General features: G+C 66.2%; 31 protein-coding genes. 12 read left to right on the top strand and 19 right to left on the bottom strand.

Annotated elements, in window-relative coordinates; all coding sequences use genetic code 11:
• Positions 1–34: 34 nt before the first annotated feature.
• A complete protein-coding gene (locus AC0QDI_RS11525; RefSeq protein ID WP_474668230.1) occupies positions 35–1,357 on the bottom strand; it encodes a DUF92 domain-containing protein in 1,323 nt (440 codons plus the stop codon).
• A gap of 159 nt (positions 1,358–1,516) precedes the next feature.
• Between AC0QDI_RS11525 and AC0QDI_RS11530 the strand changes: the two genes are divergently transcribed.
• Positions 1,517–2,122, top strand: coding sequence for an undecaprenyl diphosphate synthase family protein (locus tag AC0QDI_RS11530; protein ID WP_474668232.1), 606 nt, complete (start codon positions 1,517–1,519; stop codon positions 2,120–2,122).
• On the opposite strand, the gene AC0QDI_RS11535 is transcribed toward AC0QDI_RS11530, so the two are convergent.
• Positions 2,119–2,514: a DUF7344 domain-containing protein gene (locus AC0QDI_RS11535; RefSeq protein WP_474668234.1), complete on the bottom strand. Its 396-nt coding sequence runs from the start codon at positions 2,512–2,514 to the stop codon at positions 2,119–2,121. The two genes, AC0QDI_RS11530 and AC0QDI_RS11535, sit on opposite strands and share 4 nt — an antisense overlap.
• Before the next feature lie 158 nt (positions 2,515–2,672).
• Positions 2,673–3,605: a polyprenyl diphosphate synthase gene (gene uppS / locus AC0QDI_RS11540; RefSeq protein ID WP_474668236.1), complete on the bottom strand. Its 933-nt coding sequence runs from the start codon at positions 3,603–3,605 to the stop codon at positions 2,673–2,675.
• A 249-nt stretch (positions 3,606–3,854) separates the two neighbouring features.
• Here uppS and AC0QDI_RS11545 point away from each other — a divergent pair, with 249 nt between their 5' ends.
• The 4 genes from AC0QDI_RS11545 (at position 3,855) to hemA (ending at position 7,470) form a co-directional block, all read left to right on the top strand.
• The gene (locus AC0QDI_RS11545) at positions 3,855–4,271 is read left to right on the top strand and encodes a DUF5778 family protein (protein ID WP_474668238.1); all 417 of its coding nucleotides are present in this window, start codon (positions 3,855–3,857) and stop codon (positions 4,269–4,271) included.
• Between the two features lie 93 nt (positions 4,272–4,364).
• Entirely contained in the window at positions 4,365–5,441 is a 1,077-nt protein-coding gene (ahbB, locus tag AC0QDI_RS11550) for a siroheme decarboxylase subunit beta (RefSeq protein ID WP_474668240.1), read from the top strand.
• 29 nt (positions 5,442–5,470) lie between these two features.
• Positions 5,471–6,127, top strand: coding sequence for a precorrin-2 dehydrogenase/sirohydrochlorin ferrochelatase family protein (locus AC0QDI_RS11555; protein WP_474668242.1), 657 nt, complete (start codon positions 5,471–5,473; stop codon positions 6,125–6,127).
• Entirely contained in the window at positions 6,127–7,470 is a 1,344-nt protein-coding gene (gene hemA / locus AC0QDI_RS11560; protein ID WP_474668361.1) for a glutamyl-tRNA reductase, read from the top strand. Before AC0QDI_RS11555 ends, hemA begins: the two co-directional genes overlap by 1 nt.
• A 149-nt stretch (positions 7,471–7,619) precedes the next feature.
• On the opposite strand, the gene AC0QDI_RS11565 is transcribed toward hemA, so the two are convergent.
• Positions 7,620–7,952: a hypothetical protein gene (locus tag AC0QDI_RS11565; RefSeq protein ID WP_474668244.1), complete on the bottom strand. Its 333-nt coding sequence runs from the start codon at positions 7,950–7,952 to the stop codon at positions 7,620–7,622.
• A gap of 161 nt (positions 7,953–8,113) precedes the next feature.
• On the opposite strand from AC0QDI_RS11565, the gene AC0QDI_RS11570 reads away from it, so the two are divergent.
• The gene (locus AC0QDI_RS11570) at positions 8,114–8,374 is read left to right on the top strand and encodes a glutathione S-transferase N-terminal domain-containing protein (protein ID WP_474668246.1); all 261 of its coding nucleotides are present in this window, start codon (positions 8,114–8,116) and stop codon (positions 8,372–8,374) included.
• 28 nt (positions 8,375–8,402) lie between these two features.
• Here AC0QDI_RS11570 and AC0QDI_RS11575 read toward each other — a convergent pair whose 3' ends face one another.
• From AC0QDI_RS11575 to AC0QDI_RS11605, 7 genes are all read right to left on the bottom strand, one after another.
• A complete protein-coding gene (locus AC0QDI_RS11575) occupies positions 8,403–8,600 on the bottom strand; it encodes a hypothetical protein (RefSeq protein WP_474668247.1) in 198 nt (65 codons plus the stop codon).
• On the bottom strand, positions 8,597–8,923 hold the full coding sequence (locus AC0QDI_RS11580; protein WP_474668249.1) for a HalOD1 output domain-containing protein: 327 nt from the start codon (positions 8,921–8,923) through the stop codon (positions 8,597–8,599). Before AC0QDI_RS11580 ends, AC0QDI_RS11575 begins: the two co-directional genes overlap by 4 nt.
• Positions 8,924–9,067: 144 nt before the next feature.
• The gene (locus AC0QDI_RS11585; protein WP_474668251.1) at positions 9,068–9,550 is read right to left on the bottom strand and encodes an Lrp/AsnC family transcriptional regulator; all 483 of its coding nucleotides are present in this window, start codon (positions 9,548–9,550) and stop codon (positions 9,068–9,070) included.
• 94 nt (positions 9,551–9,644) lie between these two features.
• On the bottom strand, positions 9,645–10,283 hold the full coding sequence (locus AC0QDI_RS11590) for an HAD family hydrolase (RefSeq protein WP_474668253.1): 639 nt from the start codon (positions 10,281–10,283) through the stop codon (positions 9,645–9,647).
• 155 nt (positions 10,284–10,438) lie between these two features.
• Positions 10,439–11,428, bottom strand: coding sequence for an ABC transporter substrate-binding protein (locus tag AC0QDI_RS11595; RefSeq protein ID WP_474668255.1), 990 nt, complete (start codon positions 11,426–11,428; stop codon positions 10,439–10,441).
• The gene (locus AC0QDI_RS11600) at positions 11,425–12,453 is read right to left on the bottom strand and encodes an ABC transporter substrate-binding protein (protein ID WP_474668257.1); all 1,029 of its coding nucleotides are present in this window, start codon (positions 12,451–12,453) and stop codon (positions 11,425–11,427) included. Before AC0QDI_RS11600 ends, AC0QDI_RS11595 begins: the two co-directional genes overlap by 4 nt.
• Before the next feature lie 45 nt (positions 12,454–12,498).
• Positions 12,499–13,392 carry an ABC transporter substrate-binding protein gene (locus AC0QDI_RS11605; protein ID WP_474668258.1) on the bottom strand — a complete coding sequence of 298 codons (894 nt, stop codon included), beginning with the start codon at positions 13,390–13,392 and terminating at the stop codon, positions 12,499–12,501.
• Positions 13,393–13,475: 83 nt separating this feature from the next.
• Between AC0QDI_RS11605 and AC0QDI_RS11610 the strand changes: the two genes are divergently transcribed.
• Together AC0QDI_RS11610 and AC0QDI_RS11615 are read left to right on the top strand one after the other, a co-directional pair.
• The gene (locus AC0QDI_RS11610) at positions 13,476–13,844 is read left to right on the top strand and encodes a cupin domain-containing protein (protein WP_474668259.1); all 369 of its coding nucleotides are present in this window, start codon (positions 13,476–13,478) and stop codon (positions 13,842–13,844) included.
• 90 nt (positions 13,845–13,934) lie between these two features.
• Positions 13,935–14,363, top strand: a complete 429-nt coding sequence (locus AC0QDI_RS11615) for a VOC family protein (RefSeq protein WP_474668260.1) — start codon at positions 13,935–13,937, stop codon at positions 14,361–14,363.
• Positions 14,364–14,441: 78 nt separating this feature from the next.
• Here the strand turns inward: AC0QDI_RS11615 and lwrS are convergent, their stop codons facing one another.
• The 4 genes from lwrS to AC0QDI_RS11635 form a co-directional block, all read right to left on the bottom strand.
• Positions 14,442–14,834 carry an LWR-salt protein gene (gene lwrS, locus AC0QDI_RS11620; protein ID WP_474668262.1) on the bottom strand — a complete coding sequence of 131 codons (393 nt, stop codon included), beginning with the start codon at positions 14,832–14,834 and terminating at the stop codon, positions 14,442–14,444.
• An 18-nt stretch (positions 14,835–14,852) separates the two neighbouring features.
• A complete protein-coding gene (locus AC0QDI_RS11625; protein ID WP_474668264.1) occupies positions 14,853–15,134 on the bottom strand; it encodes a 4a-hydroxytetrahydrobiopterin dehydratase in 282 nt (93 codons plus the stop codon).
• Positions 15,135–15,239: 105 nt separating this feature from the next.
• On the bottom strand, positions 15,240–15,899 hold the full coding sequence (locus AC0QDI_RS11630) for a helix-turn-helix domain-containing protein (protein ID WP_474668266.1): 660 nt from the start codon (positions 15,897–15,899) through the stop codon (positions 15,240–15,242).
• A gap of 370 nt (positions 15,900–16,269) precedes the next feature.
• A complete protein-coding gene (locus tag AC0QDI_RS11635; protein ID WP_474668268.1) occupies positions 16,270–16,422 on the bottom strand; it encodes a hypothetical protein in 153 nt (50 codons plus the stop codon).
• A 197-nt stretch (positions 16,423–16,619) separates the two neighbouring features.
• On the opposite strand from AC0QDI_RS11635, the gene AC0QDI_RS11640 reads away from it, so the two are divergent.
• Positions 16,620–17,027 (top strand): hypothetical protein, encoded by a 408-nt coding sequence (locus AC0QDI_RS11640; protein WP_474668270.1) that lies wholly within the window; start codon positions 16,620–16,622, stop codon positions 17,025–17,027.
• A 108-nt stretch (positions 17,028–17,135) separates the two neighbouring features.
• Entirely contained in the window at positions 17,136–17,408 is a 273-nt protein-coding gene (locus AC0QDI_RS11645; RefSeq protein ID WP_474668272.1) for a hypothetical protein, read from the top strand.
• Between the two features lie 199 nt (positions 17,409–17,607).
• Here the strand turns inward: AC0QDI_RS11645 and AC0QDI_RS11650 are convergent, their stop codons facing one another.
• The 4 genes from AC0QDI_RS11650 to AC0QDI_RS11665 all read right to left on the bottom strand — a co-directional run bounded on the left by AC0QDI_RS11650 (position 17,608) and on the right by AC0QDI_RS11665 (position 20,967).
• The gene (locus AC0QDI_RS11650) at positions 17,608–17,814 is read right to left on the bottom strand and encodes a glycine zipper domain-containing protein (protein WP_474668274.1); all 207 of its coding nucleotides are present in this window, start codon (positions 17,812–17,814) and stop codon (positions 17,608–17,610) included.
• Between the two features lie 62 nt (positions 17,815–17,876).
• Positions 17,877–19,313, bottom strand: a complete 1,437-nt coding sequence (locus tag AC0QDI_RS11655) for an MATE family efflux transporter (RefSeq protein WP_474668276.1) — start codon at positions 19,311–19,313, stop codon at positions 17,877–17,879.
• Between the two features lie 248 nt (positions 19,314–19,561).
• The gene (locus tag AC0QDI_RS11660) at positions 19,562–20,653 is read right to left on the bottom strand and encodes a geranylgeranyl reductase family protein (RefSeq protein WP_474668278.1); all 1,092 of its coding nucleotides are present in this window, start codon (positions 20,651–20,653) and stop codon (positions 19,562–19,564) included.
• Positions 20,654–20,784: 131 nt separating this feature from the next.
• Positions 20,785–20,967 carry a hypothetical protein gene (locus AC0QDI_RS11665; RefSeq protein ID WP_474668280.1) on the bottom strand — a complete coding sequence of 61 codons (183 nt, stop codon included), beginning with the start codon at positions 20,965–20,967 and terminating at the stop codon, positions 20,785–20,787.
• Positions 20,968–21,112: 145 nt separating this feature from the next.
• On the opposite strand from AC0QDI_RS11665, the gene AC0QDI_RS11670 reads away from it, so the two are divergent.
• Both AC0QDI_RS11670 and AC0QDI_RS11675 read left to right on the top strand, forming a co-directional pair.
• Positions 21,113–21,937 (top strand): cyclase family protein, encoded by an 825-nt coding sequence (locus AC0QDI_RS11670; RefSeq protein WP_474668282.1) that lies wholly within the window; start codon positions 21,113–21,115, stop codon positions 21,935–21,937.
• Complete coding sequence (locus tag AC0QDI_RS11675) at positions 21,934–22,929, top strand: fumarylacetoacetate hydrolase family protein (protein ID WP_474668283.1); 996 nt, start codon at positions 21,934–21,936, stop codon at positions 22,927–22,929. The genes AC0QDI_RS11670 and AC0QDI_RS11675 overlap by 4 nt, the downstream gene beginning before the upstream one ends.
• The last annotated feature ends 83 nt before the right edge of the window (positions 22,930–23,012 follow it).

Below are 23,012 nucleotides of genomic sequence, written 5' to 3' on the forward strand. Positions count from 1 at the left end.
TCGGACGCATCGAAGCTGAGATCGGTTTCGACCGTCAGGAAACGGCGACCCCGAGCACCAGCAGGGCGCTGACGAGCGCGCCGGAGAGCGTCGCCAGGAAGTTCACGCCCTGATTCCCCAGAATCGTCCCCTCGAGGGTCGCCCCGAGCAGGCTGTCGACGGTCATGCCGGCGATACCTGCGGCGACGATGATCGCCGCGCCGACGAGTCCGATGTCGGGGAAGAGCCCGTACGCGATCGCGGCGACGACCGCCGCGCCGGCGACGCCGGCGAGTTCTCCCTGCCAGGTGACGCCGCCGTCCGTTCCGGGATCGACCGGTTCGAGGGTGGTGATCAACCGCGGCCGGTCGAAGACGCTGCCGATCTCGCTCGAGAGGGTGTCGCTCATCGCGGTCGCGATCGAGCCGGCGAAGGCGAAGAGGAACAGTTCGGGCTCTCGAGGGAGGAAACCGGCGTCGCTGGCCGCGTAGCCGAGCACCGCGACGAGCGCGACGGCGGCGTTGCCGAGGACGTTCCCGCTCCCCCGAGCCCCGTTGTTGTCCTCGGCGACGCCGAGTTCCGTCTTCCGCTCGTAACGGAACTTCGTCGAGAGGCCGCCGATGGCGAAAAAGGAGATGAGGACGGCGAACCAGCCGTAGCCGCCGAGGACGATTGTCAGCAGCCCCAGCAAGATTCCGGTGAGCATCCCCGCGATGGACGCCGTCTCGAGGGCGTAGGATGCGTAGCCGAAGGCGACCGTGACGGCGAGCGCGATGACGATCTCGCCCGTCCCGATAGCCGGCTCGAGTTCCGCGAGCAGCCAGAGCAGGAGGCCGACCGAGAGGACGATGATCGGGTCGTCGGAGGGGAGCAGTACGTCGCGAAGGAGCGCGGCGAGGAATGCGCCGCTGGCGGCCAGAAAGACGACCAGCGGCAGTGCCGACGTGACGGCGTCACCGCCAAGCGAGTGGGTGAGCGCCTGTCCCGCGACGGCGGCTGTGAGCGCTGCGAGACAGAAGCCGCCCACGCGAACGACGTCGGTATCCGTTCGCAGCCTGACGAGTTGCGCGCCGAGGTTGCCGTAACCGACCAGCAGTATCGTCCCGACGAAGACGGCGATCGGCATCGACGCCGCGGACGCCATGAGTCCGAGCGCGACCGCCGCGAGGACGAACGTGATGAGACCGTAGAGTCGCGAGTCCTCGTAATCGCCCGGATACGCCAGCAGATCGAAGAGCGGACCGTCGGTGATCACGTAGGCCCCCAGGAGGACAACGCCGGCGACCGCGGCCGCCACCCGCGGTTCGACGAGCGGAACGGCCAGCGAAAGCGTACAGAGAGCCGCGAACACGCCGGCTCGCCGAACGGGTGCTGTCACGATATCGGTCCCTTTCTGTGGCGATTACTTCAAGGTTCGTGAACGCGCCTCGAGTCGGTTTTCACCCCGTTCACCGGCTCATTCGGACCGTACGCGTCGTCGCTGGGCGACCGATAGAAACCCGTAACTCGTATCACAGTTGCCGGGAAACTCACGCGTGTGGGATTGTACGAACGGTACCTCGCCCTCCGGATCGCCCGTCACGACGGCGACCCCCCGGACCACGTCGCGCTCGTGATCACCGAACGCGATCTGTTAGAGCGAGGCGCCTACGAGACGCTCACGGATTTCTTCGGGTGGGCCGTCGAGTACGCCTCGCAGGTGACCGTCTACGTGAGCGTCCTCGACGCGGCGGCGGTGCCGGCCTTACAGCGCGAACTCGAGACGATAGACGCACCGCGGCCGGTCGCCGTTCGCGGCCCGGAGGACAGGGCGCGTGCGGACGCGCCGATCCGGATCGGGATCGGTCTCGGCGGGAAACACGAGTTCACCAGCGCGGTGCGGACCCTCGCGGAACGGGTCGAATCGGGCGAACTCGAACCCGACGAGATCGACGACGAACACGTCGAAGGCCACCTCGTGTTCCCGTCGGAGCCGGATCTGGTGATCAAGACCGGCGCGGAGCGGCTCTCCGATTTCATGATCTGGCAGTCGGTCTACTCGGAACTGTACTTCACCGACATCAACTGGCGGGACTTCCGTAAGCGAGACTTTCTCCGGGCGGTCCGCGAGTACTGCAATCGGTCGCGACGATACGGCCGTTAGTCGGCAGAGTCGCGCCGCTGTGAGGTGTTCGTCCCCGTCGACTCGACCGTCCCGGCGAGTTCCGCGACCCGATCGTCCGCGACGACGACGGGACGTTCCAGATGGACCGTGTCCGTCTCGCGGTCGTACTCGAGGACGTCGCGCGTCTCGAGTTTCGGCAGGACGACGTGGACGAGCGAGACGCGAACGGCGCGTTCGTCGGCGTCGTCCCGACCGGCGACGGCGTCGGTTAGTCTGTCGATCGGGAGCGGTGGTTCACACGTCGAGAGCACGTGGAGGGTGAGACGCGTCCTGGGGTTCGCGAGAAGCACGTACGCCTCGTCGAGCGGGACGTTCGTGAGCCGAACGAACCGCTCGACGTCGACGACGGGCGCACTGTTTGGAGCCGGCATCGCAACTTGTGTTGTTCTACTGATGGATAAATGTCTTGGGGTGGGAACAGCTAGCAATCCACAGGAACCAGTGCTACCCGATGGCTAGGCAGCACCGCGATCGCTGCACAAGCGGGTATGCAGAGTCGGCGGCCCCGGTAGTGGCCGTACAGCGGGGGTTAGTCCGCGGCCCGACTGCTCGAGTCCCCGCTCTCGAGTTCCCCGGCGTCGGGCCGTTCGCTCGAGGGCAGCGAGTCGCGGAAGCGATCGACGATCGAGCGGGCTTCGGAGAGTTCGGGATCGCTGACGGCGCCGAGCAGGGCCAGCGCGCGGCGAGCGCGGGTCCGCCGCCAGGATTCCTCGCGATGTTCGTAGGTTCGAATCCCGCGGAGGAAGTCCGTTTTGGAGAACTCCGGCCAGAAGGGCGTACAGAAGAAGACGGCCGCCTCGTTGCCGTTGGCGTGCCACGGGAGGAAGTTCGACGTTCGCTCGTCGCCGCCGGGTCTGATGATGAGGTCGACGTCTCGAACCGGTTGATCGTACAGTCGGCGCTCGATGTCTTCGACGTCGATCTCGTCGGGCTCGAGGTCGCCCGTTTCGACGCCCGCCGCGACCCCGCGGGCGGCCTCGAGCAACCGCGAGCGACCGCCGTAGGCGAGCGCGATGTTGAGGACGAATCGATCGTAGCCGCACGTACGCCGTTCGGCGTACTCGACGGCGTTTTGAACCCGCTCGGGAAGCATCTCCGTTTCGCCGATGGCGCGGATGCAGACTTCGTTCTCGTGGACCCGGTCGGCGTCCGCGAACTCGTGGAGTTTCTGACAGAGGAGGTCGAACAGCGCCTCGTTTTCTTCGGCCGGCCGCTCGAAGTTCTCCGTCGAGAACGTGTACAGCGTCAGCTCTTCGACGCCGATGTCCTGACACCACTCGAGGACGCGTTCGGTCGTTTCGGCACCGGCCCGGTGGCCCTCGTGGGCGTCGCCACCCCGGCGACGGGCGTACCGCCGGTTCCCGTCCTGAATCACCGCGACGTGCGTCGGCGCGCCGGAGACCTCTCTGGAGAGCAGTCGCTCGTAGGCCGAATCGACACGTTGGCGGAGCCACCGCTTCATTACTCGTGGAAAAGTCACCGAGGCCCATGATTCTTGCGTGTCACTCCGTCAGCGAAACGCAGCGACACTTTCACTGTCCCGGGCGTGGGACGGACCGCTATCAGTCGGCGTCGGCGTACCTGGAATCGTGGGGTTACGCAGGATCCGCGACGGCAATCCGTCCGAAAGCGGATTCGGCCGCTCCGAGACGCGTCACTCTCGCCGTCGGAATCGTGACGGCTATCAGGCCGGCCCCGTACGATTCCGATAATGACGAACACGAACTCCGACGCGCTCGACGAGGATCTCTACCAGCGTACCAAGGCGCTGCTCGAGCCCGGCGACATCGCCCTCAACGGGGCGATCGTCCACACCGATTACGACGGCAGCGAGGACGTCCAGATGATGCAAGCGACGATCGACGTCGGCGACATCATCGCCGAACAGTCGGGGTACGACCCGCAGGACTGCTACGTCTACTCGGGCAACGACGACACCGATTTCTCCTCGAACCAACACCAGGGGTTGACCCTCGAGGACGAAGCGTTCGTCTGGGAGTGTCAGCAACTGCTGCGCGAGGGCAGTTTCGACATCGTCATTTACTACGAGGCGAGCGCGGACCACGAGGCGATCCTCGAGGGGATTCGAGCGCTCGGGTTCGACGTGACGGGCGTCGAAGGGGAGTAAGCTCGTCCGTCGGTGGCTCGGACGGAAAGCGCATCGGCGAGACGAACCGCCAGTTCCAATTCGCTTATACACCGCCAGTCCCGAGAATCCCGTATGACCACGGACGTCGACCTCACGGAGCGCGAGCGGGCGGTCGTCAACGCCTTCCAGGGCGGCTTTCCCGTCGTGGAACGGCCGTTCGAGCCCGCCGCCGCGGCCATGCGCGAGCGCGGGGTCGACATCGGCGCGACGGAACTGATCGAGACGATTCGGGACTTGGATGAGCGCGGCGTTCTCTCGCGGTTCGGCGCCCTCGTCAACGCCCAGGAGATCGGCGGCGCGGCGACGCTGGTCGCCATGCACGCCCCCGAGGACCGGTTCGACGAGATCGTCGAGCGGGTCAACGACCACCGCGAGGTGGCCCACAACTACGAGCGCGAGCATCCGCACCTGAACGTCTGGTTCGTCGTCTCGGTAGCCGATGAGGATCGCGTCGAGAAGGTACTGGCCGAAATCGAAGACGAGACTGGACGAGAAACGTACAACCTGCCGAAGCAGCGGGAGTTCCGCGTCGAGGCCAAGTTCTACGTCGACGGGCCGTTCGACGGCGACGGCGACGCGGCCGGTATCGACTGTTCGGATCTCGGCCCGGATATCACGCCGACCGACGAATCCACGCTCACCCCGGCCGAGCGCGACCTCGTCCTCGAGATACAGGACGGCTTCCCGCTCTCCGAGACGCCGTACGCGGACGTGGCCGATGCGATCGATCAGGAACTCGAGTGGGTACTCGAGACGATCAAACGGTTCGAGCGGGAGGGGAAAATTCGGCGGATCGGCGTCGTACCAAACCACTACGCCTTGGGCTACACGGAGAACGGGATGACGGTCTGGAACGTGCCGAACGAGGTCGTCCCCGAGGTCGGCCCCGAAGTCGCCGCGTTGCCCTTCGTTACCCACTGCTATCAGCGCCCGCGCCACGACGGCGTCTGGCCGTACAACTTCTTCGCGATGACCCACGGCCGCAGCGAGGCCGAGAGCCAGCGGCGTATCGAACAGGTCCGCGAGACCATGGCCGAGTACTGGGACGTGACCGACGACGACTGGGACTCCCTGTTTTCGACGCAAATATTGAAGAAAACCGGTATCCGGATGGAAGAGCGCGCCGATGCCAACACCAGGGAGCGGTGACGACGGACATTCATGTCCGAACTACACCAATGATTCCACTCCTGCACGATTTCACGGACGCCACGGTGCTCGTCTTCGGCGGCGGCCACGTCGGTGCCCGAAAGGCCCGCCGGTTCGGCCGCGAGGCGCGGGTGCTCGTCGTCAGCCCCGAGTTCGCCGACCGGGACTTCGGCGGAGCCGAACTGATCCGCGCCGCGCCCGGTCCCGACGATATCGCGGGGTGGCTCGAGCGCGCGACGCCCGCCCTGGTCGTCGCCGCGACGGACGACGAGGGGATCAACGAGGCCGTCGCCGAGGCGGCCCGCGGGCGAGGGGTCCTCGTCAACCGGGCGGATCGGTCGGGCGAACGCGATCCCGGGAGCGTCGTCGTTCCCGCGACGGTCCGCGAGGAGCCGGTAACCGTCGCGATCGCGACCGGCGGAACGGCACCCGCACTGAGCAAGTATCTCCGACAGGAACTCGACGAAACGCTCGAAGGGGCCGGCGAGATGGCCCGCGTCTGTGCGGGGCTGCGCGAGGAACTCAAAGCGCGCGACGTGCCGGCCGACCGACGCCGACGGGTCGTCACCGACGTCGTCAATTCTCCGGATCTTTGGACAGCTTTACGTACGGGTGCTTCCAACTGTCCCCAAGTGATCGAGGACGTGCTCGGCGAACAACCGTCTACTGGTGGTGATCGGCCGTGATTTCGACCGGGGTCGTTACGGCAGCGCGGGTGACACACGACAGCGGGAGCGTCGACCAACTCGCCGCCGCAAGCCCCGAGAGTCAGGAAGCCGCCGTGACGGAGCTGCTGACCGTGCCCGACATCGAGGAAGCGTACGTCCTCTCGACGTGTAACCGGGTCGAAGCGTACGTCGTCGGTTCCGACCACGCCGTCGGCCGGGCCGCACTCGCGGAATGTTTCGCCGCGATCGACGACGAGGCCGTCGTCACCACCGGCCACGACGAGAGCCTGCGCCACCTGCTGCGGGTCGCCGCCGGCCTCGAGTCGGTGATCCTCGGGGAAGACCAGATCATCGGCCAGGTTCGGACCGCCTACGAGGACGCCCGCGACGCCGGCGGCATCGGCTCGATGCTCGAGGCCGCCGTCACGAAGGCCATCCACGTCGGCGAGCGCGCCCGCACCGAGACGGCGATCAACGAGGGCGTCGTCTCGCTGGGCTCGGCCGCGACACGACGGGCCGCCCGGGAGATTCCGCTCGAGGGGGCGACCGCGCTGGTCGTCGGGGCCGGCGAGATGGGACGACTCGCCGCTCGCAGTCTCGCGACCGCCAGCGTCGACGAGCTCGTCGTCGCCAACCGGACCGTCGCCCACGCCGCCCACCTCGTCGACGACATCGCGGACGAGACCGACGCCACCGCCGCGCCGCTCGAGGCGCTCGATACCGTCGCGACCCGCGCCGACGTCATCGTCACGGCGACCGGGAGTTCAAAACCGATACTCGAGCCCCGCCATTTCGAGGGCCGGCCGAGCGAGCAGGTGATCGTCGATCTCGGCCAGCCGCGTGACGTCGCACCGGCGACCGCCACGCTGCCCGCGGTGCGGGTCTTCGATTTAGACGACCTCGAGTCGATCACCGCGGAGACCCGCGACCAGCGAGCCGACGCGGCTCGCGAGGTCGAATCGATGATCGACCGGGAGTTCGACCTGCTCACGGAGCAGTACAAGCGCGCCCGCGCCGACGAGGCCATCGCCGCGATGTACGAGTCCGCCGAGCGGATCAAGGAACGGGAGGTCGAGACGGCCCTCTCGCAACTCGAGGGCGACGAGGCGTCCGACGAGCAACGCGACGTCGTCGAGGCGATGGCCGACTCGCTGGTCAATCAGTTGCTCGCACCGCCGACCAAGAGCCTGCGGGAGGCGGCGGCGGAAGACGACTGGAACACCATCCATACCGCGCTCCAACTATTCGATCCGGAGTTCGGCGCGAACGACGGGCCGATCGCACCGCCGTCGATGGCCGCCGTCGTCACCGGCGACGCGACGACCGGCGATGCGAGTCTCGGCGCGACCGACGACGACTGAACGGCTGCGTGACTGCGCTCGCGCCGGTCCCGCCGCTCGAGTCCGTGTTTCGGCTCGAGGAATGCTCCGCCAGCACAGACGCGTCGCTCGGTAGATAGCGTGTACGGACCTCCTCACCCAGGCCGTCTGTCGATCGAGTCGTAGCTGCGTTATCGGTCCGGCGCGCCGTACTCGACGTGGACCGTCGGGACGCTCGCGGAGTTGAGCGCTTCGTTGCCGTTCCAGTCGACGAGTCGAACGTTCGCCATCTCGCCCGAAAAGCGGAACCGCTGGACGCCGACGTCGATCGCCCCTTCGGCGACGCCGCCCGAGAGGATGGTTCCCTCGGCCATCGGATCGTCCGCCAGCATCTCGAGGTCTCCGTCGACGGCGATCTCGTAGTTCGAGGGGACGCCTCGACCGACGATAGTCACGAGATTCGGCAGTTGAGCGTCGGTTGCGGCTGAGTCAGTTCGATTTCGTCTGGGCGTGTCGCGTGCCATGCTCGATAACCCGAGTATCCCGGCATAAGCTTTCCTGTCGATATAATGGTAAGATTGCGTGAATGCTGACGTATTGTTCGCCGGAGATTGCGCCACGGGGACGATCGGCGTCAGGTGCACGGCCAACGTTTACGGGAAACGGTGTGGTCGGCGTGCATAGAATGCTCGAGCTCTACCAGGCGGAAGGCTGTCCGCACAGCGCTGACGTCCGCGAGAAACTGACGGATCTCGGCGTCTCATACGTGGTTCACAACCCGCGCCGACCCGGCGGCGACGGCGAGATACTCAACGAGTGGACCCACCAGGCGATGCTCGATCTGGGCGGCGAGGACGCGACTCCGTTCCTCGTCGACACCGACCGCGAGGAATCGCTCTACGAGAGCGACGAAATCGTCGATTACCTCGAGAAACACTACGGATAGCGACGGTGAGACGCCGACTACCCGACGCTCAGTCGCTCGAGGGAACGAGATCCCGAACGAATAGCTCGCCGGCCAGGTCGGGCGTCGCCGGGCGGACGATCGATTCGCTCGAGTCGATCGTGTGTCCCGTCTCGACGTAATGATCGATCGCCGCCTGCGAACGAGCGTGTTGTGACGGTTCGGTGGCGGCGTTCAGATGCCAGTCGCAGTCGAGGCAGTACTTCATCGTGACTCCGTCTTCGACTGGACTACTGAATTTTTTGTGGTCTGCCTGTCTCCCTCACGCTCGGTCTCGAGGGAGACCTGCCCGTCGCTGTCGACGCGTATCCTGTGCCCTCGATAGGTGAACGAAACGGTGCCGGAGGTCCGGTCTCCGGATCCGGTCGGCTCGAAGAGCGCGTCCAACGCGGTCGGATCGATCGCGTCGTGGAGTGGCGGCGAGAGCTCGAGCGGGTCGACCCCGTCTCGGGCTGCGACTGCTTCCACGACGCGGATCGAGACTGGGGCCGCTGCATCGACGGACGATCGGTCCGATGACTGGGAATCCATTATCCGAGTAAGGTCGGTCAGATGTATAAGTACAATGGTATATCCCGTTGCCGATGTCCAGCAGGAAAGATTCGTTCTGGCTACGCCCCACACAATATCGGTTCGTTCTTTCGACGGGCCACCGGAACGAGCGCTCGGCGACGGTTACTCTGCTGCGGAGTCATCTACCACTTCGGATCCGAAGTGATCGAACGGGCGGCTGTACTCCGTTCTGAGTATCTCCGATCCATTGATTTCGAGGCCGAGAGCGTCCAAATCCTCCGTAACGGCTTCGATATCTTCGGCCGTCATTCCGACGGCCTCGACGTGGAGGTTCTGCGATCCGGTCAACAACTCTCGGGTATTGACCACGTTCGGTACCTCGATCACCTCCTCGCAGAGCGTCTTGCGCTCGGCGATCGGTGCCGTACAGATGAACAGGATATGGTGAGGTGCACCCGCCGCTACGTAGTCGATCACCGGATCGAACTTCTCGAGGACGCCCTCCGCTTCCAGCCGCTGAATGCGGTTACTGACGGTGCTCGAGGAGACGTCGATCCGCTCGGCGATGTCGTCGTGCGTGAAATCCGCCCGGCTCTCCGCCTGCAGGAGATAGAGGATCGCGCGATCCGTACTGTCAATTTCCATACGACAGCTCAGACGCCCACCAGAAAGGGCGCTCGCCTTGAAACGTCAGCCAATCGCTGATCGATGGGCGTCATCGAACGGCGAGCGGACCCGATCAGTCCAGTTCGTCGAACGACCGGACGCGGTGATCGCCGAGCACGCACCGCCCCCGCCGCTCGTGGCCGACGCGTTCGACGTGGATCGCGTCGAGTCCGGCGTTCCACGCCGCGCCGACGTCACAGGCGCCGTCGCCTGCGAGCACGCCTCGGTGGCCGTTGTAGGCGACGCCGAGGTCAGTCATGACGCGCTCGACGGGGCCCGGGTCGGGCTTCCAGCCCGTCTCCTCGGTACAGCACAGGCGCGCGTCGAACCAGTCGCGGATCCCGACGTGTTCCAACACCGGCTCGGCGAGGAACTCCTGACAGTGCGTGACCAGCCCGACCGGTGCCTCGAGGTCGGCGACGAACGCGGCGTCCTCGTGGAGGTAGGTCTGTTCGGCTCGCACCAGCGGGTCCTCCTCGTCGTGGAAGACCTCCCAGAACGCCTGCGGATCGACGCCCCACTCCTCGAGCTGGCGGTCCCGGGAGCCGGTCAGGCCGCTCCAGAGGATGTCGGCCTCCCGGTCGGTGAACTCCCGCCCCAGCCGGTCGCCGACCCGGTCGAACACCTCGCGGGTGTAAGACCACTCGACGTCGACGAGGGTCCCGTCGAGGTCCAGCAGCCAGAAGTCGTACTCGGATTTCTCGAGGGCCATTCGGACACAGATGTACGGGGTTCTCCAGTAAATGCCTGTCGACCGTCGCGAAACGGTCGATGGCGGGAACGCGGGGATCGCGGGGATCGCGGGGATCGCGGGGATCGCGGGGATCGCGGGGATCGCGGGGATCGAGACGGAACTCGTCGACGCGATCACTCCGCCGTCGGCCGGATCCGATCGGCGTACTCGGCGACGAGCGGCTCGTTGGCCGGCCGGAACTCGTCGGTCCACACCGCGTCGGGATCGATCGCTCCCTCGAGCAGCGCCGTCTCCGAGAGCGTCTCCCCGAGTCGCCGCCAGCGGGCCGGATCCTGCACACCCCAGCCGTGATCCCGAACGGACGGGGTGAACTGCAGCCGGTTCGCGGCGGTTTCGAACTTGCGTCGCTCGATCTCCCGGTTGCGCTCGAGCGTAGCGTTCCGGTCGACGAGGACGTCGATCGCGCGCTCGGGGTCGCGGGTCGCGACGGCCCACCCGCGGGCGGTCGCCCGCAGGAAGGATCGAATCGTTTCCGGGTTCTCGTCCGCGAACTCGGGGCCGGTGACGAGCGTCATCCCGTAGATGTCCAGATAGTCGCCGATCGGGAGTTCGTCGGCCGTCCGATCGTGTTCCCGGCCGATTTCGATCCCGTTCGTGACGACGCCGACCGCCGCGTCGACCGTCCCGTCGATCACCTTGTGCTGGACGCGGTGGTGCGTGTGCGGGTCGACCTCGAGGAGTTCGACCTCGTCGCGAATGCCCGCGTCCTCGAGGAGCTGGGCGGTGAGAATCCGCGTCTTCGTGGCGGACGGCGCGACGGTCCGGCCCGCGAGCTGTTCGGGCTCGGAGAGTTCCTCGCCGAAGACGTCCCGCAGGGTGTAGACGGCCGCCGGCGTCTTCTGGGTCACCGCCGCGACCGCCAGCGGCTCGAAGCCCTCGCTCTGCTTCGTCAGTACGGCGCTCGCACCGGCGAGCGCGATGTCGCTCTCGCCGCGGGCAGCGCGCTCGGCCGCGAACGGCGAGCCGTGGCCCTCGACGAACTCGACCGCGAGGCCCTCGGCCTCGTAGAACCCCGCTTCGCGGGCGAGGAAGTACGGCGACTGGAAGCCGTTGGGTTCCCAGTTGAGCTGGAACGAGAGGGACTCGGTGTCCGTCGCGGTCATGCGTCCACCTCGAGGGTCGGTCGGAACAGTCCGTCCGGCAGTTCGTCGACGCCGAGTGCGTCCGCGCCGGCGACCGCATGCAGTTCGTCGAACAGCCGTTCCATCCCCTCGACCGTCGACTCGTCCCAGTCGGGAACGACCATCTCTCGCCACCGATCGCGGACGGCTCGGACGACCGCGGGGTCGTCCTCGTACATGAGCTGTGCGCCGATTTCGTCCCAGAGTTCGTCGTCGCGTTGCAGTCGTTCGACGGCGTCCCGAAACGCGTCCCGGAATCCGCGGATAGCATCGGGGTGATCGGCGAGATACCCCTCGCTGGTCAGGAATGTCGAGACCGGAATCGGGCGATCGCCGTCGGTGTCGGTATCGCTACCGGCGTCCGCGAGGCGGTCTACCAGCCGCGACATCGGCAGTAGCTCGCGGTAGGGTCCGGTCTCGACGATCTCCGGGATAATCTGCCAGAACTGGAGGATCGCGTCGACCTCGCCGTCCTTCAGGAGCCGGGTGAGCTCGACCTTCGAGCCGGCCTCGATCGGCGTGGCCGTCTCGTCGGGGTCGAAGCCGTGGAACTCGCGGCAGGCCGCCCGGACCAGGATCCAGTTCTTGTCGAGGCGTCTGACGACGCCGATCCGGTGGCCCGAGAGATCCGCGAGTCCGTCGATCGGCGAGTCGTCGGGGACGACCAGCCCGCCGACGGTCTGGCCGTAGGGGTGGACGGCGACGATCGACGCGCCGTCGGCGCGCTCGCGGGCCGTCGAGATGTAGTCGATGTCGATCAGGTCGGCGTCGCCGTCCTGCAGTTTCGCCTCGACGGTCTCGCGGCCCGCCTCGAGTTCGTCGGAGACGAGTTGCAAGTCGAGGTGAAAGCCGTGGTCGTGGTCGTAGCCGAAGCGCTTGATCGTATAGAGCATGTACCGCGGGCTGCCGTTGTGCTCGAACCGCGCCCGCAACACGGGACGGTCGCCGGGGTCGCCCTGGAACTCGTCGATCGCGGCCTGTTGGGAACTGATGTCGATATCGGTCATGAGTAGGTCGTGAGTGTGGGTGTTTCTGGGGATGTTCGGAACCGATCACAACGGCGCGACGATGTCGTCGATCGTCGCGTCCTCGCCGATCAATCCGCGGGCTTGCATCCACTCGAGGTGGTCGTCGAGTTCCGCGCGGTCGGCGGGCTCGGGGACCTCGTACTCGGGAACGGTAATCGCTTCGCGGACGGCGTCGACGTCGACCTCGTCGAACAGGTCGGGCGCGACCGCCGCGTCGGCCTCGAGCAACTCGAGATACGTCCCGCGGAAGGCGTCGGGATCGGCGTTGATGTCGTCGACCGCGCGGCCGTAGGCCTGCAGGAACGCCTCGAGCACGTCGCGGTCGATCTCGGCGCTGCCGACGATGCCCATGTGGTTGTCATACTCGAGGAGCCGCCGGAAGCCGAGGTGGTCGGCGAGGGTGCTGTGGGGGTCGATGAGCGTCACGGCGTCGACGCGTCCCTCGCGAAGGGCCCGCAGCCGGTCGGTCGGCATTCCGCAGCCGACGAGGTCGATCTCGTCGGGCGGAACGTGTTCCTCGAGGGCCTTTCGCGCGGTGTACTCCTGCCCGGTCCGCAGGTTGACGCCGACGGGGACGTCCGCGAGGTCGGCCGGCGTCTCGACGGCGGAGTCCGGTCGCGTAAAGACGGTGTAGGGGAGGTTCGCGAAGGTGCCGTTCGCGACGATGCGGCCGTCGTCCATCTCCCACGTCCGGCGGAGGCTCTCCCACTTGCAGATGGGGTAGAGGTCCACGTCGTAGCCGTCCGTCAGCGTTTCCGCCGCCGGGATGTACTTGACTTCGACGTCGCGTCTGTCCCGTTCGACCAGTTCGACCGCGAGCCCCGCATCCCGGAAGTAGCCTCTTTCGGCCGCCACCCGCTGGGGCAGCATGAACGAGAACGGGAGGTGAAACAGCCGGACCGATTGGTATGTCAACATGTGACAACCAACACCGCTGAGGTGCTTAAAGCGTTTTCACGATACGTTTATCAGTGCCGGCGTGGGGAGTGTTGCCTGCTCACATGGAGAAACGATCGACGGACCGGGCGGCGTTCGAGGAGGTCGCCGACGGCGTCCACCTCGCGGCGCTCCCCGCCGGGGAACGAGCGGGGATGGTCTACTGGCGGATCGAAGCCGGGGCGACGCTGCCGGTCCACGCGCACGACAACGAACAGATCGGGTTCGTCCTCGAGGGGGAACTCACCGCGCTCGTCGAGGGCGAAGCGTACGCGCTCACGGCCGGCGACGCGTACCGATTCGCGAGCGACGAACGCCACGGCGCGGAGAACCGAAGCCGCGAGGACGCGTTCGGGCTCGGGGTCCTCGCGCCGCCTCGGGAGGAGCCGGAGTGGCGGCAGACGCCGTCACCCTCGCGGGCTGATAGTTCCTGAGGGACGACCGCTCGTTGCGAACTCGCTCAAGGCCGGTCCGACGCTACTGCCACGGCTAGCCTCTTGTCCCCTCCCGTGATACTCTCTGGCATGGACGCTGTCGATCACATCAACGTCGACGTCGACGCGCTCGAGCCCTGTTACGAGTTCTACCGCGACGCTCTCGATCTCGAGTTGGTCAGACCCCCCGAGGACTTCCGGGGCGCACACGCGATGTTTCGGGCCGGCGAGACGGTCGTGACGCTGGCCGAAACCGGCCGCGCCGAGAACTGGGACGAGCGCGGGCTCGACCACCCCCTCGACAAGGCCCACCTCGCGTTCGCGACCGACCGCGAGCCCTACGAGGACCTGCTGGACGATCTGGGCGGGCAGTTCCCGAAGCAAGGTCCGTATGATTGGGGCGAGTTCGAGGGATTCTACTTCCTCGATCCGGACGGCAACCTCCTCGAGGTCGTCACCTACGATCCGCTCGAGGGCGAGCGAACGCGCCCGTTACTGACGCACGACGACGTCGAGTGACGAGTGACTGTCCATCTCGAGTGACCGAGCCCCTCGAATCTCGAGCGCCGGACGGAACGCGGTCAGCTCACGGCACGGTCACGACGCATCCGTCACTCGAATACTCGAGCCCAGATACTTCGGCAACACCTCGGAAGCGTCATCGGCGTTAAACGCTTCGAGATCCGCCTCGATCTCCGATTTCAGCGCCTCGAGATATTCTTCGTCGGCCTGCAGTTCGCGGAAGTCGACCGATTCGACGGTCAGTTCGGGACCGCCGAGCCACTCCGCGGCGAGCCGGCGGGCGTAGTCCTCGTCGGATAGCTCGCCGCGCCACAGCGTATCGCGGAAAAACAGCCAGCCCTCGGTACCCGGCTCCGGGGCTGCTCGAAAGAGCGTGACCGTCGTCTCGGCGCTACTCGGCTCGAGGGAGACGCCCTCCCCGGCGGGCTCGAGGCGGACGCGAACGCGGAAGACGTAGCGGGCGTCCATCGTTTGGGGACCGGGATTTCAGTCGCCGCGTTCGGACTCGATCAGTTCCGCCATCTCGATGTCGTCTTCGGTGATGCCGCCTTCCTCGTGGGAGGTCAGCCGGATCTCGACGCCGGCGTAGCGGATGATGATCTCGGGGTGGTGGAACTGCGCTTCGGCGATCTCGCCGACCATCTGGGCGAAGTTGACGCCGCGGAGATAGTCGTCGAACTCGTAGACGCGGACGATCTCGTCGCCCTCGCGATCCCAGTCGTCGGGGAGTTGCGTCTCGATCTCCTCGTCGGAAAGCAGGTTAGTCATGTGGTGCCGAACGCAAGCCACCCAAATAACGATTGTGCCGCGTTCCCATTCGACCGCTGCCTCGCGATCACAGTCCGTCGCAGCCGATCGCCGATCGATCGACGGTCACTCGAACTGTGACTCCTCGCCCGCGGGCTGGAGTTCGGCGTCGACCAGCGTCTCGTAGGCCCGTCGGAACCGCTCGGAGAGCGCCTGATGAGAGATGCCGAGCTCCTCGGCCAACTCCTCCATCGACACCCCGCGGGGAATCTCGAAGTAGCCGTATTCGAGTGCGGCCTCGAGGGCTTCCTGCTGTTCGGGCGTCAACCGGGTCTCGTGGCCGTCGGCGTCGGTCACGTCGGTCACGCGGCGGAGATCGGCGTTGATCCCGCGGCCGACCAGCCGTTCGTAGGCCTCGGTGAGCAGGTCGCGGTCGCGGTACCGAACCGTCACCTGCCACCAGCCGTCGGTCGCTCGCGCCTCGAGCAGCGAGCCGCCGTCGATAAGCAGGTCGTTCCAGAGGATCTCGGTTCCCGTCTCGTCCGCGAAGGTAACGTCGTACAGCAGCCGCGAGTCCGTCTCGACGAGGAGTTCCGCCGCCTCAACCGAGGGATCGGCCACGAACGCGTCGTCGACCGTCTCGCGATCGACGCCGGCGACCCACAGCGACGGGCGCGTCTTCGACACCGAGGACTCGAGTTCGAACGTGGCCGCCGGCGCGCGCTCGAAGGCAGTCGCCAACGCCGTTTCCGCCGCCGGCAGTCGAAGGTCTGCTATCGTCGACATCGGGCTTCGTACATCGCCGTCGCGTAAAAACTACTGCTGTGGCGCGGTTGACTGTCCGATTCAGTGATATCGATCCGGGGAGACGTGACTCGTGTCGAACCGTTCAGTGCACTCTTTTCGCTGTTTCTCCATACTGGTAAACGACCGTACGGTGGCGCGCGCTGAGTCGCGGCGAACCGATTGGTGAGCCGCGACCCGACGCTGCGCGAGGGATGAGTGAGCGACGGAAGGAGCGAACGAATCGGTTGGTGAGGGCGTGGCGATTCCCTGTTGCCAGTAGAGGGAGGACACTCGTCTTTACAGTAGTTAGTGGTACGGATTCTTTATTCGGAGTTGAGCGTGAAACTCGTGAGAAGTACAGGTGAAACAACTATCGGCGTTCACTCCTCGGATGTTCCTGATATTCGTCCCCAAAAAACTCCTTCAGTGCAAGTGTTGTTCCGGCGTATGACGCAGCTAAGACGCCTATGAGGAACAATACTCCGAGAAGGGTTGTGTAACTGAGTAGAACTTGTACTACCATATTCGGTAATCGTCACCTTTTGATAAAAAGGGTAGTGACCGTTCTGTTCGCAGACGTAGTTACCGAATCGCTCGGTTCATTTCCGAGCGTATTTCTTTGCCATCACTGATCTATCTGATCGACTCACTCAACCACTACTCTCGAGTCCCGGAACTAGCCGGCCACACTATCAAACATCGTGATCCCCGAACGCGGGTATGACCGCACGTCTCGACGCCGAAACGGACTTCGAGGAACTGACCGCCCGCATCCGCACACAGTCACAGCAAGCGCCCGGCTCGGACACCGAACGGGTGACGATCCGCTCGCTCGAGGCCGTCAGCTCCGACTCGCTCGCGACCCTGCTCGAGGCCGCCGAGAGCGAACACCTCGAACCGGGGGCGCTCGTCTTCGTCTGCTCGCGGGCTAACGCCGAGCTCCTCTGCGAGCGGGAGTTCGACATCGACGACGTCGACGACCTCGAGACGGTACTCGACTGCCGCGTTCGCGTCGAGGACGAGATGCCCGACGACACGATCCTCCTGTTGCATCCCGACGCGGTCGAGGGCGAGGAGCTCGTCGAGCCCGAGGCGATCGCCTGCGGGATCCTCGGAACGGAGGAGTGATTGCCTCGAGCGGCCCGTCACAGCGGTCGATAGCCTCGTTTGGAAACAGTTTGATGCGTGAGCGCCGCCTCCGAAAACGCTTTACTATTGGATGTTTAACCATTTCGTATGGCTTGCGCCCGAACGCGGGACCGGTACGTCCCCCAGTCGACGTGGTTCGCGCTGAGCTGTTCGACCATGCAGATAGTGACGACAGTCGCGCTACTCGCACTTTCGGCGTCCCTCCTGACGGTTCAGTTGGGGACCGTCGACGACGCGATGGTCGTCGCGCTCGCGACCGTCGGCGTGATCGTCCTCGGACTCGCGCTCGTTCGACTCTTCGTCTTCCTCGAGACGAACGGCATTCCGCTGTTCGAATCCGAATCCGTCTCGATCACGTAGCGGCTGTCCTGCCGGCGTTCTACACTGATGTGTGCTTCGGGATCGGTAGTCTCCGGAGTAATAGGGGCTGTTGCAAGTCAGTTCCGGAGTGAGCGCAGGACGGTTCGCGGTTGCGCCGGGAGATCGTTACAGCAGCCCGCATACCTGTCGTCTCGAGGCGGGCCGCGGTCGAGTGGACCGCTCGATCCGTGTCCATCCGCTACTTCCGCTCCAGCGCCGCGCCGAAGCCGGCGCCGATCGCGACGCCGATGGAGAGCCAGACGGCCAGATTGTCCGTGGCAACGCCGATCGCGACGCCGAGGCAGATCCCGATCGCGATACCGATCCCCATACCGTCGCCGCGTTCGTCACCATCGTCGCCGTCACGACCGCGCGCGGCGGCCGGTTCGTCGTCTCGGTCGGTCATAGAAGCCGAATGGCTGTCACTACTGATAGTCGTCAGTGATCCGCTCTTCGGACGACCGCGTTTCAACCGGGTTCCGAGGACGGACGGTACCGCCGGCTCACGGCTTTCCACCGCCCGCTTCGGAACAGCCAGTAGTTGATTCCGCCCGGAACCGACGTCTCGAGCAAGAGCGCGAGGTAGAGACCGCCGGCGCCCAGCGGCGTTACTAGTCCGAGCGCGGCTGCCGGGAGCGCGAAGGCGTACCGGCCGAGCAACGAGGCGACGAACGGCCATCGGGTGTCGCCGGCACCCAGCAGCGCCCCCGCTGCGGCTCCGTCGATCCCGAACCCGATCGAGCTGACGGCGCCCACGGCGACGAAGACGGCGGCCTGTGCGATCGCCGCGGGCTCCGAGACGAATACTCCCGCGATCGGTCGTGCGAAAACCACGACCAGCACCGCGACCACGGTGTAGAGTAGCAACGAGAGCCGGATGATCGCCGCGCCGTACGTCCCCGCCTCGTCCTCCTCGCCGGCACCCAGATGCTGTCCGACGAGGGAACTCGAGGCCAGCGACAGCCCCCAGTTGACGCTGTTGATCAGACCGCGGACGCGCCGTCCGACCTCGAGGGCCGTCACGACGACCGGCCCGAACGAGGCGGCGATCCACAGCAGCGGGAAGACGACGATACCCTGTGCGAGTCGTCGACCGATCTCCGGCGTCGCGATCTCGATCAGCTGCCGGAACAGGGTCGGCTCGAGCCACGGCCCCGACCGCGCGATCGGCACGGGACTGGGCTCCATCCCGAGCCAGCCGTACGACCGGCCGAGCATCCCCCACGCGAGGACGAGGGTGACGAAGCCGCTCGCGAGCGTCGTTCCGATCGCCGCACCGGCGGCGCCTAATCCGAACCCGAAGATGAGCACGCCGCTGAAGACCACGTTGAGCACCGCGCCGCCGGCGCGGGCGACCATCTCCGTGAACGTGTCGCCGACGCCCGTGTAGGTGCGACTCGCGATGAGATTGAGGAGCTCGAAGACCACCGCAGGCGCGACGAAGACGAGATAGGCGCTACCGTGGCGAACCGCGTCCGGACCGGCGCCGAGCACTGCGATCAGCGGATTCGCAAACGCGAGAAAGACGGCCGCGATCGGGAGGGCGAGTCCGATCGCGAGCAGAACGCTCTGGGTGACGGCCAGCGACGCGCGGGCGGGCTCCTCGCCCCCGTAGTTCTGCGAGACGAGCGTGACGGTCCCGCCCGCGACGCCCAGTCCCAGTAGCGTCACGATCTGCCAGTAGCCGAGCGCGAACGCCAGCCCCGCGGTTCCCGCGGTCCCGACCGCGATTCCGACCATCGCGAGGTCCGCCGTCTGCTTGGACATGATCGCGAAGCCGGTGACGATCCGAGGCCACGCCAGTTCCATCGTCGAGCGAAAGCGCTCGGCGTCGATCACCCCGTAGCGCTCGAGGAGCCCCGCGACGAACTCGACCCCGGACGACCGCAACTGCCGTCCCGTCATCTATCGCCCGTTTCGCTACCGGCACCTTCGGTCTGTCGGCTCCGGTACTCGAGACGGTCGACGCCACAGAGCGGTGCGGGAAAGATCGCACGCGAGTCGGCTCACTCTCCGCTGGAGGTGCGAGCGGCTGGTCTGCGGGACCGCGAGTTGTCGTGGCTCGACTGAGACGGATTGCTGTACCGATGTACCGGCGCGACCGCGATCCGGCTGGGGTCGCATCGGAACTGACTGATAGCGGACCGTCTGAATTAGCCGCGGAACCGCGAGAGAACCGCCTTCAGATGCGGCGGCGAGAGCAGCGACGTCGGCCGGTCCATGTGAACGCCGATCTCGCCCGAGAGCTCTCCGAGGCCGAGCCGCTGGACCGGCTCGGGCAGCGAGTAGGCTCGCCGAATCCAGCGCCCGAGTTCCTGTTCGCGCTCGAGGTCGTCGCGCCAGGCGCGCTCGTAGGCCGCGAGCGTGGTCGGCCGGTCGGGATCGATCTCGCGGGCGGCGTGGTCGGCGCTGGTCATGCTATAGAGGATGCCGCCGCCGGTGAAGGGCTTGGTCTGGGCGGCCGCGTCGCCGATGAGGAAGGCCCGGCGGGTCGTCACTCGGTCGGGCGATCCGATCGGGATCGCCCCCGAACAGCGATGGGAGACATCGATCTCGTAGCCGTCGATCAGCTCCTCGAAGTGCTTGGACACCTGGACGCCCGGCGGAGCTGCGAGCCCGTACTCGACGCCGGCGTCGCCGCGGGGGATCCGCCACGCGAAAAAGGTCGGCGGCGTGAGGTGGACGTCGACGAAGTCCTCGTGGTCTTCTTCCTCGGAGAAGGCGAGCACGCCGTGGAGGAACTCCTCGGGCTTTGGAAGTGCGAGTTCGTCTCGCACTCTCGAGCGCGGGCCGTCGCAGCCGGCGAGCATCTTCGCCTCGAACTCGACGGTGCCGTCGGGGCCGTTTGCGGAGATTTCGACGCGATCCCGGTGTTCGGTGACCCCGGTGACGGTGTGTTCCTCGCGGACGTCCGCGCCCGCCTCGCGGGCGAGCGCCGCGAGGTGGCGGTCGAGTCCGACGCGGTCGATGACGTTCGAGGCGACCGATTCCTTGTAGAACGGGTAGTCGTCGCTGTCGGGCCCGCCGACGTGGAATCGCGCGCCGTAGATCTCGTTCTGGAACAGTTCCTCGCGAGCGCCGTCGCCGGTAAACGCCCAGATGTCGGTACTGACGTGGCCCGAACAGGCGAGGGGCTCGCCGATCTCTCCTTTCTCGAGGGCGAGCACGTCGTAGCCTTCTTCGGCCGCTCGGCGTGCGAAGCGCGCGCCCGGCGGGCCGACGCCGACGACGACGAAATCGTACATGCTCGTCACGTTCACACCGGTCGGTAAATAGTTTCTCGAGACGAGTCGATCGGGATCTCGGTGCCGCCGAGGTGTCGATAGCGGCCGCTCGGAGGGGTGGCCGTTAGCCACTCCGTTTCCGGAAATCCCCCTCACTCCGCCCGTGATTCGGCAGATATCAAGCGATACACTGCGATACCCACGAGGACGACCGACAGCCCCAACGCGGCGTACTGGACGTACCATGCCATCGCATCCAAGAGGAGCAGACCGACGACGTTGAGCGACATCCCCACGGTGAAAAGAGCGACCCACGACTCGGATTCCGTCTCCATGCCCGAAACTGCACTACCGGGCACATACTGATTTTCGCTTTTCATGTTTCTCGTAACAGTATTGGCCGCGGCCACCGGAACTGGCCGGTGTAGAATCCAGCGAATCGCAGTCACTGTTAACTGGGCTCCCCGAATCGTGGCGACCATGCGCGACCTGGTAACAGCCGACGATACCGCGCTGATCGACCTGAGCATCGGCCTCGAGGACGGCGTCGCGAGCGAGCCCACGCCGCCGAGCATCGACGCGTTCGACCACGAAGCCGGCGCGGAGCGCCTCGCCGAGACGCTGCAGGCACAGGGGTACGACATCGAGGCCGACGACTTCCCCGACGGGATGGGGCTGGCGTGGGAGGACCTCGAGGTCATCCCCCACGCCGGCACCCACCTCGACGCGCCCTGGCATTACGGTCCCGAGGTCGACGGCGAACCGGCGAAGACGATCGAGGAGGTCCCCCTCGAGTGGTGCCGGGGGTCAGCGGTGGTCCTCGACTTCCGCGACAAGGAACCCGGCGACGAGATCTCGGTTTCCGATCTCGAGGACGCCCTCGACGAACTGGCCCACGACCTCTCGCCGGGCGAGATCGTCCTGATCCAGACCGGAGCCGACGAGCTGTGGGGTCAACCCGAGTACCTGACCGAGTTCCCTGGAATGAGCGCCGCGGGGACGAAGTACCTCGTCGAGCGGGGCGTGAAGGTGATCGGCACCGACGCGTACGGCTTCGACAAACCGTTTACCGCGATGGGTGAACGCTACGTCGAATCGGGCGACGAAGACGAGCTCTGGCCGGCCCACTTCGCCGGCCGCGAGGTCGAGTACTGCCAGATCGAGAAGATGGCGAATCTCGACGCGCTGCCGCGCAAGACCGACGTGCCGATCGTCGCGTTCCCCATCAAGATCGAGAACGCGAGCGGCGGCTGGGTGCGACCGGTCGCGCTTATCGGAGAGGAGACGGAAGGTGAGACCGCATGAAACTCGCGACCATCGAAGTCGATACGCCGGTCGGTCCAGTCGAACGCCTCGGTGCCGTCGACGAGTCGACAGAACCCGACAATTCGCCCGCCGGCGGCGCGACGCTCGTCGACCTCACCGCCGCCTACGGGGCCGCCCTCGAGGCCGAAGGTGAACCCGCGCCGGCCGACCTCGCCCGCGCACACGTTCCCCCGGAGATGATCGCGTTCCTCGAGCGCGGCGACCGGGCGATCGAAGACGCCAGGGAAGCGCTCGAGTACGCGGCCGAGACCGACGCCGAGCGCGGTCCCGGCGGCGCGACGCTCCGGTACGAACCCGGCGAGTACGACCTGCTCGCACCGCTTCCCCGGCCGAACTCGCTGCGCGACTGCATGGCGATCGAAGAGCACGTGCAAAACAGCATGGACGGCGAGATCGCGGACGTCTGGTACGACCTGCCGGTCTACTACAAGGGTAACGCCGACAGCGTGGTGTCCCCCGGCGAGACGATCCAGTGGCCGGACTACTCCGAAATCATGGACTACGAACTCGAGATTGCGGCCGTGATCGGGAAGCGGGGCCGGGACATCTCGGCCGCCGAAGCCGAGGCGCACATCGCCGGCTACACCGTCTTCAACGATTTCAGCGCCCGCGATATCCAGGGGCGGGAGATGGAGGGCCGATTGGGTCCCGCGAAGGGCAAGGACTTCGCGAACGGGCTCGGCCCCTACTTCGTCCCGCGCGAGGACATCGACGTGCTCGAGGCCCCGATGACCGCCCGAATCGACGGCGAGGTCTGGTCGGAGGGCACCGTCGACGAGATGTACCACTCCTTCGCCGAGATCGTCGAACACGTCTCACAGTCCGAGACGCTCCACCCCGGCGACGTCATCGGCAGCGGCACCGTCGGCGAGGGCTGCGGGCTGGAACTGGGGCAATGGCTCGAGGACGGCGATACGGTGGCGCTCGAGGTCGAGGGGATCGGCACGCTCGAGCACACCGTCGTGGAGTGACGTGCGAGGTTTCGACGCCGTCCGATTCGCCGACGCGCGACCGCTGGGGCGGCCGTGGCTCCGGCGACGACCTCTTATAAAGA

It is taken from the genome of Natrinema sp. LJW11, assembly GCF_056135975.1.

Bases quoted from the DNA above. Each gene is read 5' to 3' on its own strand.
- AC0QDI_RS11580 (WP_474668249.1), bottom strand. From the start codon at position 8,923: ATGGATTCCCAGTCATCGGACCGATCGTCCGTCGATGCAGCGGCCCCA.
- AC0QDI_RS11590 (WP_474668253.1), bottom strand. From the start codon at position 10,283: ATGGCCCTCGAGAAATCCGAGTACGACTTCTGGCTGCTGGACCTCGAC.
- AC0QDI_RS11610 (WP_474668259.1), top strand. From the start codon at position 13,476: ATGGAGAAACGATCGACGGACCGGGCGGCGTTCGAGGAGGTCGCCGAC.
- AC0QDI_RS11605 (WP_474668258.1), bottom strand. From the start codon at position 13,392: ATGTTGACATACCAATCGGTCCGGCTGTTTCACCTCCCGTTCTCGTTC.
- AC0QDI_RS11650 (WP_474668274.1), bottom strand. From the start codon at position 17,814: ATGACCGACCGAGACGACGAACCGGCCGCCGCGCGCGGTCGTGACGGC.
- AC0QDI_RS11600 (WP_474668257.1), bottom strand. From the start codon at position 12,453: ATGACCGATATCGACATCAGTTCCCAACAGGCCGCGATCGACGAGTTC.
- AC0QDI_RS11585 (WP_474668251.1), bottom strand. From the start codon at position 9,550: ATGGAAATTGACAGTACGGATCGCGCGATCCTCTATCTCCTGCAGGCG.
- AC0QDI_RS11640 (WP_474668270.1), top strand. From the start codon at position 16,620: ATGACCGCACGTCTCGACGCCGAAACGGACTTCGAGGAACTGACCGCC.
- AC0QDI_RS11665 (WP_474668280.1), bottom strand. From the start codon at position 20,967: ATGGAGACGGAATCCGAGTCGTGGGTCGCTCTTTTCACCGTGGGGATG.
- lwrS (WP_474668262.1), bottom strand. From the start codon at position 14,834: ATGGACGCCCGCTACGTCTTCCGCGTTCGCGTCCGCCTCGAGCCCGCC.
- AC0QDI_RS11645 (WP_474668272.1), top strand. From the start codon at position 17,136: ATGGCTTGCGCCCGAACGCGGGACCGGTACGTCCCCCAGTCGACGTGG.
- AC0QDI_RS11575 (WP_474668247.1), bottom strand. From the start codon at position 8,600: ATGAAGTACTGCCTCGACTGCGACTGGCATCTGAACGCCGCCACCGAA.
- AC0QDI_RS11670 (WP_474668282.1), top strand. From the start codon at position 21,113: ATGCGCGACCTGGTAACAGCCGACGATACCGCGCTGATCGACCTGAGC.
- AC0QDI_RS11545 (WP_474668238.1), top strand. From the start codon at position 3,855: ATGACGAACACGAACTCCGACGCGCTCGACGAGGATCTCTACCAGCGT.
- AC0QDI_RS11535 (WP_474668234.1), bottom strand. From the start codon at position 2,514: ATGCCGGCTCCAAACAGTGCGCCCGTCGTCGACGTCGAGCGGTTCGTT.
- AC0QDI_RS11630 (WP_474668266.1), bottom strand. From the start codon at position 15,899: ATGTCGACGATAGCAGACCTTCGACTGCCGGCGGCGGAAACGGCGTTG.
- AC0QDI_RS11625 (WP_474668264.1), bottom strand. From the start codon at position 15,134: ATGACTAACCTGCTTTCCGACGAGGAGATCGAGACGCAACTCCCCGAC.
- AC0QDI_RS11675 (WP_474668283.1), top strand. From the start codon at position 21,934: ATGAAACTCGCGACCATCGAAGTCGATACGCCGGTCGGTCCAGTCGAA.
- AC0QDI_RS11660 (WP_474668278.1), bottom strand. From the start codon at position 20,653: ATGTACGATTTCGTCGTCGTCGGCGTCGGCCCGCCGGGCGCGCGCTTC.
- AC0QDI_RS11615 (WP_474668260.1), top strand. From the start codon at position 13,935: ATGGACGCTGTCGATCACATCAACGTCGACGTCGACGCGCTCGAGCCC.
- AC0QDI_RS11570 (WP_474668246.1), top strand. From the start codon at position 8,114: ATGCTCGAGCTCTACCAGGCGGAAGGCTGTCCGCACAGCGCTGACGTC.
- AC0QDI_RS11565 (WP_474668244.1), bottom strand. From the start codon at position 7,952: ATGGCACGCGACACGCCCAGACGAAATCGAACTGACTCAGCCGCAACC.
- AC0QDI_RS11555 (WP_474668242.1), top strand. From the start codon at position 5,471: ATGATTCCACTCCTGCACGATTTCACGGACGCCACGGTGCTCGTCTTC.
- AC0QDI_RS11655 (WP_474668276.1), bottom strand. From the start codon at position 19,313: ATGACGGGACGGCAGTTGCGGTCGTCCGGGGTCGAGTTCGTCGCGGGG.
- ahbB (WP_474668240.1), top strand. From the start codon at position 4,365: ATGACCACGGACGTCGACCTCACGGAGCGCGAGCGGGCGGTCGTCAAC.
- AC0QDI_RS11635 (WP_474668268.1), bottom strand. From the start codon at position 16,422: ATGGTAGTACAAGTTCTACTCAGTTACACAACCCTTCTCGGAGTATTG.
- AC0QDI_RS11595 (WP_474668255.1), bottom strand. From the start codon at position 11,428: ATGACCGCGACGGACACCGAGTCCCTCTCGTTCCAGCTCAACTGGGAA.
- uppS (WP_474668236.1), bottom strand. From the start codon at position 3,605: ATGAAGCGGTGGCTCCGCCAACGTGTCGATTCGGCCTACGAGCGACTG.